The organism is Rhizobium sp. YTUHZ045 (assembly GCF_051124255.1).
GTDB lineage: Bacteria > Pseudomonadota > Alphaproteobacteria > Rhizobiales > Rhizobiaceae > Rhizobium.
The window spans coordinates 933,813-949,134 of the sequence record NZ_CP101433.1 but is presented as its reverse complement, the minus strand read 5'-3'; the positions used below and the strand labels follow the sequence as shown (position 1 = coordinate 949,134).

Annotated in this window: 14 protein-coding genes; 9 read left to right on the top strand and 5 right to left on the bottom strand. The window is 61.7% G+C overall.

Annotated elements, in window-relative coordinates; translation table 11 throughout:
• Window positions 1-37: 37 nt before the first annotated feature.
• The gene (locus NMA58_RS26695) at window positions 38-1,357 is read right to left on the bottom strand and encodes an alpha-L-fucosidase (RefSeq protein ID WP_434713866.1); all 1,320 of its coding nucleotides are present in this window, start codon (window positions 1,355-1,357) and stop codon (window positions 38-40) included.
• A 207-nt stretch (window positions 1,358-1,564) separates the two neighbouring features.
• Here NMA58_RS26695 and NMA58_RS26690 point away from each other — a divergent pair, with 207 nt between their 5' ends.
• The 5 genes from NMA58_RS26690 to NMA58_RS26670 all read left to right on the top strand — a co-directional run bounded on the left by NMA58_RS26690 (window position 1,565) and on the right by NMA58_RS26670 (window position 6,708).
• Entirely contained in the window at window positions 1,565-2,572 is a 1,008-nt protein-coding gene (locus NMA58_RS26690) for a LacI family DNA-binding transcriptional regulator (RefSeq protein WP_434713865.1), read from the top strand.
• A 329-nt stretch (window positions 2,573-2,901) separates the two neighbouring features.
• The gene (locus NMA58_RS26685; protein WP_430957599.1) at window positions 2,902-3,630 is read left to right on the top strand and encodes a FadR/GntR family transcriptional regulator; all 729 of its coding nucleotides are present in this window, start codon (window positions 2,902-2,904) and stop codon (window positions 3,628-3,630) included.
• A gap of 257 nt (window positions 3,631-3,887) precedes the next feature.
• Window positions 3,888-4,901 (top strand): ABC transporter substrate-binding protein, encoded by a 1,014-nt coding sequence (locus NMA58_RS26680; RefSeq protein ID WP_430957355.1) that lies wholly within the window; start codon window positions 3,888-3,890, stop codon window positions 4,899-4,901.
• A 95-nt stretch (window positions 4,902-4,996) separates the two neighbouring features.
• Entirely contained in the window at window positions 4,997-5,815 is an 819-nt protein-coding gene (locus NMA58_RS26675) for an ABC transporter ATP-binding protein (RefSeq protein WP_430957354.1), read from the top strand.
• A gap of 11 nt (window positions 5,816-5,826) precedes the next feature.
• On the top strand, window positions 5,827-6,708 hold the full coding sequence (locus NMA58_RS26670; protein ID WP_434713863.1) for an ABC transporter permease: 882 nt from the start codon (window positions 5,827-5,829) through the stop codon (window positions 6,706-6,708).
• A gap of 77 nt (window positions 6,709-6,785) precedes the next feature.
• Here the strand turns inward: NMA58_RS26670 and NMA58_RS26665 are convergent, their stop codons facing one another.
• Window positions 6,786-8,183, bottom strand: a complete 1,398-nt coding sequence (locus NMA58_RS26665; RefSeq protein WP_434713862.1) for a sensor histidine kinase — start codon at window positions 8,181-8,183, stop codon at window positions 6,786-6,788.
• On the bottom strand, window positions 8,173-8,841 hold the full coding sequence (locus NMA58_RS26660; protein ID WP_430957351.1) for a response regulator: 669 nt from the start codon (window positions 8,839-8,841) through the stop codon (window positions 8,173-8,175). Before NMA58_RS26660 ends, NMA58_RS26665 begins: the two co-directional genes overlap by 11 nt.
• 206 nt (window positions 8,842-9,047) lie before the next feature.
• On the opposite strand from NMA58_RS26660, the gene NMA58_RS26655 reads away from it, so the two are divergent.
• A complete protein-coding gene (locus NMA58_RS26655) occupies window positions 9,048-9,614 on the top strand; it encodes an isochorismatase family protein (protein ID WP_434713861.1) in 567 nt (188 codons plus the stop codon).
• Complete coding sequence (locus NMA58_RS26650; protein WP_434713860.1) at window positions 9,611-10,621, top strand: GlxA family transcriptional regulator; 1,011 nt, start codon at window positions 9,611-9,613, stop codon at window positions 10,619-10,621. Before NMA58_RS26655 ends, NMA58_RS26650 begins: the two co-directional genes overlap by 4 nt.
• Here the strand turns inward: NMA58_RS26650 and NMA58_RS26645 are convergent.
• Both NMA58_RS26645 and NMA58_RS26640 read right to left on the bottom strand, forming a co-directional pair.
• A complete protein-coding gene (locus NMA58_RS26645) occupies window positions 10,616-11,464 on the bottom strand; it encodes a carbohydrate-binding protein (protein WP_430957348.1) in 849 nt (282 codons plus the stop codon). The genes NMA58_RS26650 and NMA58_RS26645 overlap by 6 nt on opposite strands.
• Window positions 11,465-11,516: 52 nt before the next feature.
• Entirely contained in the window at window positions 11,517-13,310 is a 1,794-nt protein-coding gene (locus NMA58_RS26640) for a heparinase II/III domain-containing protein (RefSeq protein WP_434713859.1), read from the bottom strand.
• 221 nt (window positions 13,311-13,531) lie between these two features.
• On the opposite strand from NMA58_RS26640, the gene NMA58_RS26635 reads away from it, so the two are divergent.
• Both NMA58_RS26635 and NMA58_RS26630 read left to right on the top strand, forming a co-directional pair.
• Window positions 13,532-14,488 carry a carbohydrate ABC transporter permease gene (locus tag NMA58_RS26635; RefSeq protein WP_430957346.1) on the top strand — a complete coding sequence of 319 codons (957 nt, stop codon included), beginning with the start codon at window positions 13,532-13,534 and terminating at the stop codon, window positions 14,486-14,488.
• Complete coding sequence (locus tag NMA58_RS26630) at window positions 14,485-15,321, top strand: carbohydrate ABC transporter permease (RefSeq protein ID WP_430957345.1); 837 nt, start codon at window positions 14,485-14,487, stop codon at window positions 15,319-15,321. Before NMA58_RS26635 ends, NMA58_RS26630 begins: the two co-directional genes overlap by 4 nt.
• Window position 15,322 lies beyond the last annotated feature (1 nt).

The following is a 15,322-nucleotide window of genomic DNA, read 5'->3' as shown; positions in this document are numbered from 1 at the left end:
CCTCCATGACGCAATGAACACGCGAGTGCGACCGAGTTCACGCCTTGAGGACGATCTCGATCACCGGGACGGTTACGTCAGGTCGCCGGACCGGCAGTTCGAGCGTGATCATGCCTTCCGGCACCATCACGCCGATATTGGAATCCACATCCCTGGTGTGGCTGAGCCAGCGCACTTCGCTGGCGTCGTGCAGGAACTGCGCATAGGCGATCCTGTCGGCGAGCCCCTCGATATGGATGTGGCGATAAGGCCAGTTATAGACATGCAAGTAGAGGCGGTTGCCGCGCTGGGTGTAGCGGCAGCCGGCCGGCACTGGAAATGTGGACGGACCGGCGCCGTAGATCGAACGTGCGTTGACCTCCATCCAGTTCTGGTAAACCTCGAGCGCGGCGATGGCGCGGGCATCGAAGGTGCCGCGGCCGGTCGGGCCGACGTTCATCAGGAGGTTGCCGCCGAGCGCGACGGAATCGATAAGCAACTGGATGATCTGCTCCGGGCTCTTCCAGCTATCCTCGTCGCGATGATAGCCCCAGGAACCGCTGAAGGTGTGGCAGGCCTCCCAGAGCACTCCCTGGCTGGCGACAGCGGGCGCCACGCGCGGCGTATATTGCTCTGGCGTCGTGATATCGGGCAGCTTGCCCGGCGGCAGATCGAGGCGGTTGTTGACGATGATTTCGGGTTGCAACTCGCGCACCAGCTCGACTAGGCGTTCGCTCTCCCAGTCGGCGCGCCCTTTGCCGGGCAGGCCGCGATATTCGCGGCCTGGATAGCTGAAATCAAACCAGATGATATCGATTCGGCCGAAGCCGGTCAGAAGCTCGCGCACCTGTTCGCGCATATAGGCGGCATAGTTGGCGATGTCGCGGCCGGCGTTCAGCGCCTCGGCTTGCGGGTGATTGCGCAAGGGGTGGTGGACGTCGATCGGGAAATCGGGATGGTGCCAGTCGAGCAGCGAATAGTAGAAGCCGATCTTCAGCCCCTCAGCCCGAAAGGCCTCGACCAGCGGCGTCAGCAGGTCTCTGCCGCAGGGCGTGTTCGGCGCCTTGTAATCGGTGACCTTGCTGTCCCAGAGACAGAAACCTTCGTGATGCTTGGTCGTCACCACGACATATTTCATGCCGGCGAGACGTGCGCGGCGCGCCCACTCCTTCGGATCGTAAAGATCGGGATCGAAATTGTCGAAATAGCGCTGGTAGTGGTCGTCGGTCAGCTCTTCACGGTTCTTCAACCACTCATGCCGCGCTCCGAGGGCATAGAGGCCCCAATGGATGAACAGTCCAAGACGATCATGGCTGAACCAGGCGTGCTTACCCGCTCCCGGCACCGAATTTTCCGACTGGCGCTCCGAACTCGTCACAGGTTTCTCCTCCCTGTTTTCCGGTTCCACTTCATATCGAACCGGTTCGGCGATTGAGCATCGTCCTTGACCCGGCACCTGTCAAGCCGAAATTCGCAGATGGCGGAACGACCCTTGAAACCGCGCGCCAGCAGCCAATAATGCGCAGCGTGTTGCAACAACAAATAAAATCTGACAAAAGAAAGCTTTAGAACCGGTTCGATAGACATGACGACCATACGAGATGTCGCGCGCCTGGCGGGGGTTTCGATCTCGACCGTCTCGCTCGCGCTCAATAGCCCCAAGCGGGTCGGCGCCGAGACGCTCGACCGCATCCAGAAGGCGATACAATCGACCGGCTACCGCATCGATCCCGTGGCCCAGACGCTGGCGCGCGGGCGCAGCTCGCTCATCGGTTTCGTGTCCGCCAATCTCGGCAACATGTTCTTTGGCGACATCCGCCGCGAGATCGAGCATCAGGCGCTCGACCACGGCTATTTCGTACTGATTGCCGATTCCTCCGGCAGGGCCGATCTCGAACGGGCGCTCTTGGAGCGGCTGCAGGCGCAGAAAATCGCAGGCATCGCCTTGGCGGCAAACGGACGCGGCGAGGAATACGCAACCTTCCTGCGCGACTTCAAGACGCCGATCGTGATGTTCGACCAGAAGGTGGAGGGCGCCGAGCGCGACTTCGTCGGCTCCGACAATCCGCTGACGACGACGATCCTGACCGAGCACCTGCTGCAACTCGGCCATCGGCGCATCGCCTTCATCTCCGGCCCGAGCGGCCTGCACACCGCCGACGAGCGCCTGAAGGGATTCGCGGACACGATGGCCGGCGCCGGCGTCGACGTCGACCCGTCGCTCGTGGTCGAGGGCGGCTATACCAGGAGCGGCGGCCATACGCAGGCGATGCGCCTGCTCACCCGCCGCGACCGCCCGACCGCCATTATCGGCGCCAACAACATGACGGGGCTCGCAACCCTGCAGGTGATGCAGGAAATGGGCTTCCGCTGTCCCGACGACGTATCGCTGGCAATGGTCGACGACGTGCCCTGGAGCAACGTCATCACGCCCCGCATCACCATGGTCGTGCAGGATGCGCAGAAGCTCGGCGAACTGGCGGCACAGCGCCTGCTCGCCAGGATCGGAAGCCCGGAAGCCGCCGCCGAGCCGCCGCAGGATTTCATCCTGACGCCGAGATTCGTGCGCGGGGAGTCGACCAGGCGGCTGTAAGGGCTTGGCTAAATCTCATCACCAGGCGAGGAAAGAGGCGAAGAGGACATCGGACTGGAGCCCCAAGAGAGCCTCATCCTTGTACGTTGCCGTTGGCGTATAAGCGGGCTGCGCGACGGAGATGAGGGGCGTGGGAGAATGCCGCGCCCAAAGCTTACGAGATCCCATCCAAAAGACCATTCTTGCTGGCAATCCGGTAGCGGCAGGCACGGTTCATCCATTGAAAGACCGCAATATTTGTCATACATGTGTGATGAATCGTAAATTTCGGGGCGCGGCTGGTTCGAACGGCGCCGGATCGAAGCCGATGCGGGGGTCGAGGCGTGGCTATGCAGGGGAAGGATCGCAGCAGGGGCTCGGGGTCGCTGGTTTCACAGGTCGGCGAAAGCCTGCGGCAAGCGATCCTCAGCGGCCAGTACGCCGCCGGCGACAAGCTTCCGAGCGAGCACGAGCTGACCGAGACACACAGCGTCAGCCGCACCGTGGTACGCGAGGCGGTGGCCGCGCTCCGTTCTGACGGGCTGGTCGAGGTGCGCCAGGGCGCGGGCATTTTCGTGATCAGCCCCGACCTGGCGCTGTCGGGCCGCAAAGTCGACAAAGCCCGCGTCGCCTCCGATCTGGAAGTGCTGGAGATCCGCACACCTGTCGAAATCGAGGCGGCGGGGCTTGCCGCGCTCCGCCGCTCGCCGGCGCAGGAGGAAGCGATCTTCGAATGCCACCGGAAAATCCTCCAGTGCATCGAGACTGATCAATCGATCCGCGAGGCCGATCTCGAACTCCATGTCGCGATTGCCGAGGCGACGAACAATCCGCTGTTCAAGCACTTCCTGGAGTCCCAAGGCTCGGCGATCATCCCGCAATCGAGGCTCGTGCCGGAAACAAGGACGGCCGAACAGACCGCCTACCGAAAGCTGATCCACAGGGAACACGAAGCGATCGTCGTCGCCATTTCCGACAGGGACGATCAGGCCGCCCGCAACGCCATGCGCGAGCATCTGGTCGGCAGCCAGGCGAGATATCGCAACCTGCTCAAGGATCTGCGAAACTTTACCAGCTGATATCCACTCCCGAGCGTCCGGGCGCCTTGGCGGGAGACAAAGCCAGCGGAAACGCTCTGCCGCCTTGTAAGCTGCCCGCCTTGCTGGCTCGGGCGCCGGCCCATCATTTTCCCCGCCGATTCACGCGATAGATTGATCGTTCGCGGCTGAAAGCTAGTTGAAAGCTTCGACGTCTTAGGAAAAGGCAGCATCGTGGAGGAGACACGGGTTGAGGTGACGAGACGACGATGCAGGCAAACCAACAGGAGGAGATATCAATGCGTTCTTCACGCAGCCTTTTTCACACCGTCGCTTTTTCCGCGCTTCTCGCCGCAGCCTCGTTCACGTCAGGCACCGCCCACGCGGCCGACAAGATCACCATCATGGTCGGCGGCTATGAGAAACAGATCTATCTGCCCGCTAAACTCGCCGAATCCCTCGGTTACTTCAAAGACGAAGGTCTCGACGTCGAGCTGCTGAATGAAGCTGCCGGCGTCGATGCCGAAAACCAGCTGCTGGCAGGCGCCGTCCAAGGCGTCGTCGGCTTCTATGACCATTGTGTGGACCTGCAGGCCAAGGGCAAGTTCGTCGAATCCATCGTCCAGTTCAGCCAGGCGCCGGGCGAGGTCGAGATGGTTTCGAGCAAACATCCCGAGATCAAGTCGCCGGCCGACTTCAAGGGCAAGAGCCTCGGCGTTACCGGTCTCGGCTCCTCCACCAACTTCCTCACCCTCTTCATGGCCTCCAAGGCCGACCTCAAGCCTGGCGACGTCGTCACCATTCCGGTCGGCGCCGGCGGCACGTTCATCGCCGCGATGCAGCAGGATCAGATCCAGGCCGGCATGACGACGGAGCCGACGATCTCGCGCCTGATCAAGACGGGCGAAGCGAGTGTTCTCGTTGACATGCGCACGGTCGACGCGACCCGCAAGGCGCTCGGCGGAACCTATCCGGCCGCTTCGCTCTACATGGAAACTTCCTGGGTCGAGGAACATAAGGAAGAGGCACAGAAACTCGCCAACGCCTTCGTTAAGACGCTGCGCTACATCAATACGCATTCCGCCGCCGAGATCGCGGACAAGATGCCGAAGGATTTCTACGTCGGCGACAAGGACGGCTACATCAAGGCTCTCGACGAGGGCAAGGGCATGTTCACGCCTGACGGCGTGATGCCGGAGGACGGTCCGCAGACCGTGCTTGCCGTGCTCTCGGAGTTCTCCAAGAACGTCAAGGGCAAGCAGATCGACCTTTCCAAGACCTACACGACCGAGTTCGTCAAGAACGTCAAGTGAGGCCGTCGCGTCGCTTCCAGCTCCTGAGCGGAAGCGGCGTCCGTTCGATCATGGGCATTGCGTGCGCGCCCTTAAGCACGCCTCCAGGTATCACCATGCAACAGGACACCAAACAGACCCCAGCGATCGAGCTGATCAATGTCAGCCGACGCTTCGTCTCGCCGACCGGCAAGTCGCTGACTGCGCTGCGCGATTTCAACATGACGGTTGCCCGCGGCGAGTTCGTCGCCGTCGTCGGCCCCACCGGCTGCGGCAAGTCGACGACGCTCAACCTCGTGACGGGCCTCGCACGCCCGAGTGCCGGCGAAGTCCGCCTGATGGGCGGGCCGATCACCGGCATCGACCCGCGTGTCGGCTTTGCGTTCCAGACCGACGCGCTCTTTCCCTGGAAAAACGTGATCGACAATGTCATGGCCGGTCCGCTGTTCCGCGGCAAGTCGCGCGCCGAGGCGGAACAGAGCGCCCGCGACTGGCTGGCCCGCGTCGGCCTGTCGAAGTTTCTCCACCACTATCCCCATCAGCTTTCCGGCGGCATGCGCAAACGCGTCTCGCTGGCGCAGACCTTCATCAACGAACCTGAAATCCTGCTGATGGACGAGCCATTCTCGGCACTCGACGTGCAGACCCGCACGGTCATGCACGAAGAACTGCTGAAACTCTGGGCCGAGCGCAAGGCCTCGGTGGTGTTCGTCACCCATGATCTCGAAGAGGCCGTGGCACTTGCCGACAAGGTCTATGTTCTGACCGCCGGCCCCGCTACGGTGAAATCGGTCTATCCGATCGATCTTCCCCGCCCGCGCGTGGTGTCGGAGATCCGCTACGAGCAGAGCTTCATCGACTACTGCAAGACGATCTGGGAGGATCTCCGCGAAGAGGTCGAGACCAGCTACCGCCGCGCAAGCGAAGCGGCCTGACGGAGGATATCATGGCACACGTCACATTCGAGGCCGGTTCGGCCACCCTGTTTCGCCCGGGCACGTCAGATGCCGAGATCGAAGCCTCCGCGCTGAAGGCGATACGCCGGCGCAACACGTTGGTGCGCTTCTGGCAGACCGCCATCCTGGTCTTCGTAATCGGCATGTGGGAGCTCTCCTCCAACATGCAATGGATCGACCCGTTCTTCTATTCGAGCCCGAGCGGCGTGCTTGAGCGGCTCTACGAATGGGCGACCGAAGGCACCACCGAAGGGTCGCTCTGGTATAATCTTTGGGTGACGATGGAGGAGGCGCTGATCGGCTTCTTCGCCGGCTCGATCACCGGCGTCTTCGTCGGCATCGGCCTCGGCCGCAACCGTTTCCTCTCCGATATTTTCTCAGTCTACATTAAGGCGATCAACTCGATCCCGCGCGTCGTCCTGGCCCCGATCTTCATCATGATCATGGGTCTCGGCCTGCCGTCCAAGGTGGCGCTCGCCTTCATCATGGTGTTCTTCGTCGTCTTCGCTAACGCGTTCCAAGGCGTGCGCGAAGCCGACCGCAACATGATTGCCAATGCCCGCATCCTGGGCGCATCGGACTGGCAGGTGACGCGTACGGTTGTCATTCCCTCGGCGATGAGCTGGATCTTCGCCAGCCTGCATGTCTCCTTCGGCTTTGCGATCATCGGCGCAATCGTCGGCGAATTCGTCGGCGCCCGCTTCGGAATCGGCCAGTTGATCTCGATCGCAAAGGGCACCTTCGACGCGGCCGGCATGTTCGCGGCCATCCTCCTCGTCATGGTCGTCACTCTTTTTGCCGAATACATCATGACGTTGATCGAAAACCGCCTTGCGAAATGGCGTCCGCAGCAGCAGCTTGATACGCAGTAATCCGCCTCCTCCCAAGGCAGATCGAAGCGAAGGCCGGGCGCTATGCCCGGCCTTATTCATTTGATGCGTCGCCTGTTTTAAAGCGGAAGCCGCACCGTCACGACGAGGCCGCCGCCTTCAGCAGCACCGAGTGAAACCGAACCTCCGGCGCCGTCAACGACCTCGCGCACGATCGCAAGCCCGAGGCCGCTCCCTTCGCTTTCGGTTCCCATGATCCGGTAGAACCGTTCGAAAACCTGCTCGCGCTCCCCTTCGGGAATGCCCGGCCCATTATCCCAGACGGTGACGACGGCGTGGCCGTTCTCCTGCCCGACGGCGACGGTCACCCGTCCATCGGCTTTGCTATAACGGATTGCGTTGTCGATGAGGTTGACCAGCATCTCGCGCAGCATCGTCCCGTCGCCTTCGACGACAACGGAGCGGTCCGCCTCCAAACCGAGATCGATGTTGCGCTTGAGCGCCTCTTCGGCATAGGTCTCGAGGATCTCGCGGGCAGCTTTGCTGAGATCGGTCGCATCGCTGCGCGGGCGGCGGCTGCCGGGCTCGGCCCGCGACAAGGTCAGAAGCTGACTGGCGAGGCGCGAAATCTGCCGCGTGCTGGTGCGCAGGGCAGCAAGCGCCTCGTCGCGGCGGGCTGCATCGTCTTCGCGGGACGCGACACTCGCCTGCGTCGAAATCAGCGCGAGCGGCGTCCTCAACTGATGCGCCGCGTTCGATACGAAGCGCCGCTGTGCGGCCATCTGGTTCTGGACGCGCTCCATATGATCGTTCAGCGCATGGACGAGCGGGCGCAGCTCGCTCTGGACCATCTCCGGCGGCAGCGGATCCAGACGGTTGCGCCCGCGCCGGCGCACGGCGTCCCGCAGCCTCAGAGCGGGCGCAAGGCCGCGCTGGAGCCCCAGGATGGTCACCAGGCTTGCGAGGAAGACGAGCACGAACTGCTTCGAAAAATCCGAAAGCCACAACTGTCTTCGCATCGCATATTGGCTGTTATGCGTCACGGCGACGGTCACGGAGATCGTGCCGTCGTTGGGAAGACCGACGACCGGATGATCGAGCATCAGTATGCGCACATCGGCGCCGTGGAAGGCGCGATCCTCGCCGGCGCGCTGGACGGCCGGCAGCGGCAGATCGGGAAAGCCGCTCACCAGATTGCCCCAAGCGGTGATGACTTTGTAAAAGACACGGTCGCCGAAGCCGGTATCGAACATCTCGAGCGCGGCCGGCGGCACATCCACCTGAACATTGCCGCCCTCGTCGACGCGCACCGCCTCGGCGATGACGCGCGCCGAGGCGAGGAGCGTTCGATCCGTCACCAGCTTTGCCGTCACGTCGGCCGACCAGAAGCTGTCGTAGAGATTGAAGGCGATGGCGCCGAAGAGCGTCAGCAGGACCCAACAGAGCAGTTGCACCCTCAGACTCTGGCTGAGCCGCACGATCGCTCCGCCGGCCTTTGTCACTACATTATTGGACATGTCTGAGGAGATAGCCGAGCCCGCGCAGCGTCGCGATCTGAACCGAACTGTTCTCGAGCTTCTTGCGCAGCCTGTGGACGTAGATTTCGATGGCGCTGGGATCGGCCTCGTCGTCGAAACCGAAGACGCTTCCGGAGAGGGCGGCTTTCGAGACCGTGGTGCCGAGCTTCATGACGAGCTGTTCGAGAACGGCATATTCCCGCGGCGTCAGTTGCAGCGGTTCGTCTGCGACGAAGAACTGCCGCGTCCCCCCGGAAAAACGCAGGTTCCCGACGGTGATCTCGGAGGATGCCCGGTCCTGGCCGCGGCGCACCACGGCACGGATCCTCGCCTCGAGTTCAGCAATTTCGAAAGGCTTGGCGAGATAGTCATCGGCGCCGCTGTCGAGCCCGGCCACACGGCCGTCCAGGCTCGCATTCGCAGTCAGGATAATGACCGGCAGCTTGCTGCCGGACTGTCTCAGCCGCTTCAAAAGCGTCAGCCCGTCAAGCTTGGGCAGCGAAAGGTCGAGGATCATCGCCGAATATTCCGCCACCTTCAGCAGATGCTCGGCGTCCTCGCCGTCATAGGCAAGGTCGATAGCGTATTGCGCCTGCCGCAGGGCTTTGCCCAGCCAGGCCGCCAGATCCTTGTTGTCCTCCACCACAAGCAGTTTCATCCGTCCCACTTAGCACGTGCTGAGGGCTTGGCGGAAGCGTGCGCATGCAAGGCCGGCAGGCGTTGGATATCGCCTTCCCCTCCGGGCTCAATCTCATTCATGGCATTCATTGGCGCGAATTGTCCGTTATTTGTCCAGTGCGGGCATTTTCCTGTGGCTTGAGATTGCCGAAGATGGCTTCATCAGCAATATCCAAGGAGCAAGAAATGTCCGGCTATGATACCATTCTTCTCGTCATCGACGCCCAGGAGTCCTTCCGGCAGCGTGATTATTGGGATGAAAGCCTCGCACCCGCCTATATCGAACGCCAGCAGGCTCTGATCGACGGCGCAGAAGCCCGCGGAATACCCGTCATCCAGATCTTTCATGTCGATGGAAGCGGGCCGTTTTCGGAAAGCTCGGGCTTCGTCAGAACGCTCGCTCCGCTCAGGATCGCTCCCGAAGCGATCTTCAGGAAGAACCGTCATAGCGCACTCGTCGGTTCCGGCCTCGACGTATGGCTGACCGGGAATGGCGTTCGCCGCATCATCGTCTCCGGCATCCGCACCGAACAGTGCTGCGAGACCACGACCCGTCATGCCTGGGATCTCGGTTATCAAATCGACTACGTCGGCGAAGCGACTCTGACCTTCCCGATGACCGACGCATCGGGACGCACATGGAGCGCCGGGGAAATCCGGGGCCGCACGGAACTGGTCCTGTCGGGCCGTTTCGCCCGGATCGCCACCGTCGAACAGGCGCTGGCGGGGCGCGGAGAGCAACTCGCGGCATGACTGATAGAGCGCAGCCCTTCGATATTCCTGTCTACGTCGTCGTGCCCCCGCGCGTGCTGCTGCTCGACATCGCCGGTCCGATCGAAGTGCTGCGCAAGGCGAACCTCGAACAGAAGCCAGTCCGTTTCAGCGTCACCTATGTCGGTCCGTCGGCAACGGTCGGGAGCTCGATCGGCCTTGCGGTGACCGGTGTCGCCGCCTTGCCGGAGCGATTGCCCGATCATGCGCTTGTAGTCATCGCCGGCAGCGCCGACGTGCCGATGGAGAACAACCGTCCCTGGGACGAAGATGAGCGCGCCGCGCAGGCCGCGATCGTCTCTTGGCTGAAGCGGGCTATTCGTCCGGGGGTTCGGCTGGCCTCGATCTGCTCGGGCGCCTTGCTCGCTGCCGAGGCCGGAATGCTCGACGGCCGCGAATGCACCACCCATCACGGCTGTATGGAGGATCTGGCAAGGCTCGCGCCCACCGCGCGCGTCCGGGACAATCGGCTCTACGTCGAGGATGGGGAGCGCCTGACGAGCGCCGGCATCACCGCCGGCATTGACCTCATGCTGCACATCGTTGCCGAAGCGGCCGGACCTGCCTGCGCGCTTGCGGTGGCGCGCTATCTCGTCGTCTATCTCAGGCGCGGCGGCTCGGATCCGCAGCTTTCGCCCTGGCTCGAAGGCCGCAACCATATCCACCCGGCCATCCATCGCGTACAGGATGCAGTCGCCGCCGATCCTTCCCGCGACTGGTCGGTCGCCTCTCTCGCACGCCTCAGCGGCGCCAGCCCGCGAAACCTCTCACGGCTGTTCAACGAACATACCGGCATGAGTGTCACGGATTTCGTCAACCGCATGCGCGTAGCGCTCGCCCGGGAGATGCTCGCCGGCTCAAGGTTGGATATGGAGGCCGTGGCCATGCGCGCCGGCTTCGGCTCGGCCCGGCAACTGCGCCGCGCCTGGAACCGCCTGCATGACAGCCCGCCGAGCGCGGCCCGGACGAAACCGGCGGTAGACTCATAGAGAAAGAGCAAGGGGCGCGCGCCCGACCTCATCTTCGACGCCGGAGATTGCAGCGCCGGCCACCTCCGTTCCCCAGATTTCGATCTGCGTCAGCGCCGGAAAGGGCGAGATGTCCTCAGCCTTGATGAGGCCGTGTAGTTCAACCCATTCGACTATGCAAGGCTCGATGGAAAAGCCCTGCGCCGCGCCGGATTTGACGAGCGGGAAACGAGAGGTCTTGCCGCTCGAGAAGGTGACGCTCACCTCTTCCCACCAGGAATCATGCGGGAAGTCTGCGCGAAGGTAGAAGACAATTTCATCGACGCGGACCGGCCTGCCGAACTCCACCGTCAGCGCCGCTTGTGGATCGCGATTGATGCCCCAGCTCGTATAGGGCCAGAAGCCATGATCGTCATTGGCCTTTTCGCCGTCGATGGCGTTTCTGGCGGCAAAGACCGCTTCGCCTCGGGTTTCGACATTGGCGCGCGCATGCGGAAACAGCGCCCGATTGGCGTGATCGTCCCAGGGATTGAGCGCAAGATTGCGTCGGTGAGCGATCTCCTCGGGGCGCGTGCAGCGCACGGACAGCCGGTGGATATCGCCACTGAACGCGTTCGGGGAATAGGATTTGCGCTTGTCGCCGAAAGGCACTGTAAGCGCATAGGCGCATTGTTTCATATAGACCAGGCTGGGTTGGATCGCACTGTCAAGCGCGAGGAAGACATGTCCGGGCCTGGAGACTTCCACAATCACCTGCTCGCCTTCGCGATAGCTTTGGCGATAGACCAGGAAGGTCTCATCCTGCCCGGTGGCGCTTGCCAATACGAACCCGTCGGCATCCACGATCTTCAGCGTCAATTCCATGTTCGTCCTCCTCAGAGCCTGATGATTCCTGATAGCATCAGGCTCTAGCCATCTAATTTATCAGCAATTTCAGGAGACACCCGGCAAGCGGAATGCGTAGGCGATAGAGCTTCTCGGGCCAGGCCGACCTCAGCCTGACATCATTCACCTCGATCTCGTCGATTTCGATCGGCCCGGCGCCGTCGACGAAAATGCTGCCGAGATCGGCAAGATCGATCCTGTCCCGGGTGATCGTCGGCGGCAGGCATGTCATCAGCGATAGAACCGCCGCCTTGTCGCCGTCATAGGTATCGACGATCTCGACATGGCGTCCGCGAACCAGGGAGACGGCACGCCGATAGCTGCGCAGTTGCGCTTCCGCCGGATAGGCGCCTGCGATGTCGAGAGATATGCGCGCCAGGTTATCACCGAATTCAGTTTCGACATCGCGCGCGCCGAAAGCTTCCCCGGCGGACTGCATGACGCCGTCGAATGTCGGCAGGTTGTGATAGGCCGACTGCATCGTCCATATCTCGTAGCGCCGCGGCGAAAAGGTCTTTGCCGTATAGGTCTCGACGCCGACATCGATCAGGAACGGGTGCCCATCCTTGTAGAGGGTCACGCTGCCGACGTCGTTGTGATTATGGCCCTCACCATTGTTGCCGCCCTTGACCGCAAGCGAGAACCGATCGTCGCGGGCAATAAACAGGCCGATGCCGGGATAAAAAATTTCCGGCCGCGACAGCGCACACGGCTCGGCGATCCGGATCTGCGAACCGGCCAGCAGTTCCTGCACGCGATACCAGAGGTTCCATTGCCCGGGCAAATGCGGGTGTTCGGCGGCAGCCCTGTCGGCTGCGGCGAAGTCCGCCAGCATCTGCGAACCAACCGCTTTGCCGAACAAATATTCCCGTGCGCTGCAGGGCTCGACGACGGAGGAGGAATCCGCGAAGTTGAAATAGTAGCGGCCGGCTACATGCATGTTGGCGATATATTCGGCCATGTTTCGGATCTTCGGCTGCTGCCAGATCCCGGCAAAAAGGCCTGGCGCCGCGGCGTCCAGAACGGTCAAGGCGCCATGGAGACAAAGCGCCGCGTGGCGATAATAGAGCACGCCCTCCTCACAGGCTCCGTCCTCGGCATAGTCCTTCAGGAAAGCGTCGAGGCTCGCGAGCGCCTTCTCGACAACCGCCCGGCGCGTCGCCTGATCGGTGTTCAGCGAGAAGGTCGCCAGCAGGACGTTCTGGGTAATCCAGGCTGTCCAGTTGTTCATCCTCTCATTGCCACGGCCCATCCACCAAAAGTGCCGACCGAGATAGGGCAAGAGAATGCGGCCTTCGATCTCGCGCGCCACCCGTGCGGCGATCTCAGGGCTGACGCCGTCGAGCGCCTCGCCCAGCACGGCGACGATCGTTGCGAGCAGGGCTGCCGTTTCGGCGGCGAAGAGGTCGACAACGGGCTGGGAATTATCGGGAAGCGGCAGGCGCGGGCCACCACGTTCATAGGCGTTATGCGCCGGAAGCTGCCAGCCGCTCTCCTCCGCGATCAGGAAGATGCCGTCAATGATCTTTGGCAGGAACCGTCCATTGCCTTCGACGAGCTCGCCCAGCACGACATCATTGAGCATCCGCCGCCTGGTGAAATAAAGCTCCTCAAAACGCGAGCGATTGCCGCTCGTCGTGTATTCGCGATAATCCGAAGCGGTGATTAGAGGCCATGCCCGCGCGAATGTAGCTTCGGCATCGCGAATAACCGCCTCGCGCATCGCCTGCGGCACCGCGCTCCATCTGTCTCGATCGGAAGAAACCGCTCCGGGCGTGAAGTCGCCCAGGCTGTCAGTCAGATCTCCTGAAATCTCGCTGAACATGTTCCTCCCCGCGCTGAAAAAGCCGCCACAAGCGTCTGGCCTCCATGCTCACCTATCATATGTTTCCAGCGTCTACCATAAAATTTGTATGATCTATTCATAACTTGTTTGACGAGTGCCAGATATGTGCTATGCCGCTGGACGGAGGGAGAATTGCGGCGGCCGGCAGAGGAAATCCACAAGCCGTCAGTCGCAGAGATCCGCGCAGGAGGAAGGCATCGGTGTCCATATCGAATTCGGTCATCGCAACGGATGGCGCCCCGGCAACTTCTGACCGGAAGGTCGCGGTCTTGTCCAAGCGGCAGCGCAAGATCCGCAGCGCGCTCATTGCTTACTCTTTCATCGCGCCGAATTTCCTCGGCTTCGCCGTCTTCACGCTCGGGCCGATCCTCTTCGCTTTCGCGCTCGCATTCATGCATTGGGACGGCTCGAACGCGATCACCTTCGCGGGGCTCGACAATTTCTGGCGGCTCTTCGAGGACAAGGCTTTCATCGCAGCCTTCTGGAATACTATCATCTACACGCTTGCCTCGGTGCCGGCGACATTGCTCTGCGCGCTCGGCCTCGCCGTTCTCCTAAACCAGAAGATCGTAGGGCGCGATTTCTTCCGCACCGCGATGTTCTTTCCCTATGTCGCATCGCTGGTCGCCGTCGCGGTCGTGTGGAACATGATCTTCAATCCCGAGATGGGGCCGGTGAACATGATCCTCTATGCGCTCGGCCTCGATCCGAAAAACATGCCGGGATGGGCGGCCGATCGCCATTGGGCAATGGTGACGGTGATCCTCTTCGGCATCTGGAAGAACATGGGCTATTACATGGTCATCTATCTCGCCGGGCTGCAGGGCATTAATTCCGAACTCTATGAGGCCGCCGATCTCGACGGCGCCAATTCCTGGCAGAAGTTCATCCATGTCACCGTGCCGCAGCTCGGACCGACGACCTTCTTCGTGACCGTCATGCTGACGATCCAATCGTTCAAGGTATTCGACCAGATCTACATGATTACCCAGGGCGGCCCCGGCACCTCGACGCTGGTTCTTGTCTACCACATCTACAACGAGGCCTTCATTTCCTGGGATCTCGGCTATTCCAGCATGGTGGCGCTCGTCCTGTTCTTGCTCGTGCTCGCCGTCACGGTCTTCCAGTTCCGCCGTCAGAGGGAGGATGAGGCATGAAGATCGCGGGACGTAAGATTACCGCCAAAACGGTCCTCCTTTACGCCATCGTTATCACGGTGACGATTGTCATGCTGATGCCCTTCGCCTGGATGCTCTCGGCATCCCTGAAGCTCAGCCGCGACGTCTTCGCTTTCCCGATCGAGTGGATACCGTCACAGCCGCAATGGCAGAACTACGTGGATATCTGGACGAAGATCCCGCTTGCGCTCTTTATCTACAACACCTCGAAGCTGACGATCATCGTCACGCTGCTGCAGCTTCTGACCTCAAGCTTTGCGGCTTACGCCTTCGCCAAGCTGAACTTCCCCTACAAGAACACGCTGTTCCTCGGTTATATCGCCACCATCGCCATGCCCTGGCAGGTCTATATGGTGCCGCAGTTCCTGCTGATGCGCGAGTTCGGCCTCAACAACACGCATCTGGCGCTGATCTGCCTGCAGGCCTTCACTGCCTTCGGCGTCTTCCTGATGCGGCAGTTCTACATGTCGATCCCGACCGAACTCTGCGAGGCAGCCCGTATCGACGGCATGAACGAATATCAGATCTGGGCACGCATCATGCTGCCGCTGTCGAAGCCCGCCCTCTCGACGCTGACGATCTTCACTTTCGTCAGCACCTGGAACGATTTCCTCGGGCCGATGATCTATCTCACCAAGACCGAGCTGAAGACCGTCCAGATCGGCCTGCGCATGTTCATCTCGCAATATTCGGCCGAATACGGGCTGATCATGGCGGCATCCGTCGTCGCCCTCATTCCGGTTCTCGTCGTCTTCCTCTCTCTGCAGCGCTTCTTCGTCGAGGGCATCGCCTCGACGGGACTGAAGGGTTAAA

Excerpts from the sequence above, each read along its gene's own strand:
- NMA58_RS26690 (WP_434713865.1), top strand. The coding sequence starts at position 1,565 with ATGACGACCATACGAGATGTCGCGCGCCTGGCGGGGGTTTCGATCTCG.
- NMA58_RS26685 (WP_430957599.1), top strand. The coding sequence starts at position 2,902 with ATGCAGGGGAAGGATCGCAGCAGGGGCTCGGGGTCGCTGGTTTCACAG.
- NMA58_RS26680 (WP_430957355.1), top strand. The coding sequence starts at position 3,888 with ATGCGTTCTTCACGCAGCCTTTTTCACACCGTCGCTTTTTCCGCGCTT.
- NMA58_RS26675 (WP_430957354.1), top strand. The coding sequence starts at position 4,997 with ATGCAACAGGACACCAAACAGACCCCAGCGATCGAGCTGATCAATGTC.
- NMA58_RS26670 (WP_434713863.1), top strand. The coding sequence starts at position 5,827 with ATGGCACACGTCACATTCGAGGCCGGTTCGGCCACCCTGTTTCGCCCG.
- NMA58_RS26665 (WP_434713862.1), bottom strand. The coding sequence starts at position 8,183 with ATGTCCAATAATGTAGTGACAAAGGCCGGCGGAGCGATCGTGCGGCTC.
- NMA58_RS26660 (WP_430957351.1), bottom strand. The coding sequence starts at position 8,841 with ATGAAACTGCTTGTGGTGGAGGACAACAAGGATCTGGCGGCCTGGCTG.
- NMA58_RS26655 (WP_434713861.1), top strand. The coding sequence starts at position 9,048 with ATGTCCGGCTATGATACCATTCTTCTCGTCATCGACGCCCAGGAGTCC.
- NMA58_RS26650 (WP_434713860.1), top strand. The coding sequence starts at position 9,611 with ATGACTGATAGAGCGCAGCCCTTCGATATTCCTGTCTACGTCGTCGTG.
- NMA58_RS26645 (WP_430957348.1), bottom strand. The coding sequence starts at position 11,464 with ATGGAATTGACGCTGAAGATCGTGGATGCCGACGGGTTCGTATTGGCA.
- NMA58_RS26640 (WP_434713859.1), bottom strand. The coding sequence starts at position 13,310 with ATGTTCAGCGAGATTTCAGGAGATCTGACTGACAGCCTGGGCGACTTC.
- NMA58_RS26630 (WP_430957345.1), top strand. The coding sequence starts at position 14,485 with ATGAAGATCGCGGGACGTAAGATTACCGCCAAAACGGTCCTCCTTTAC.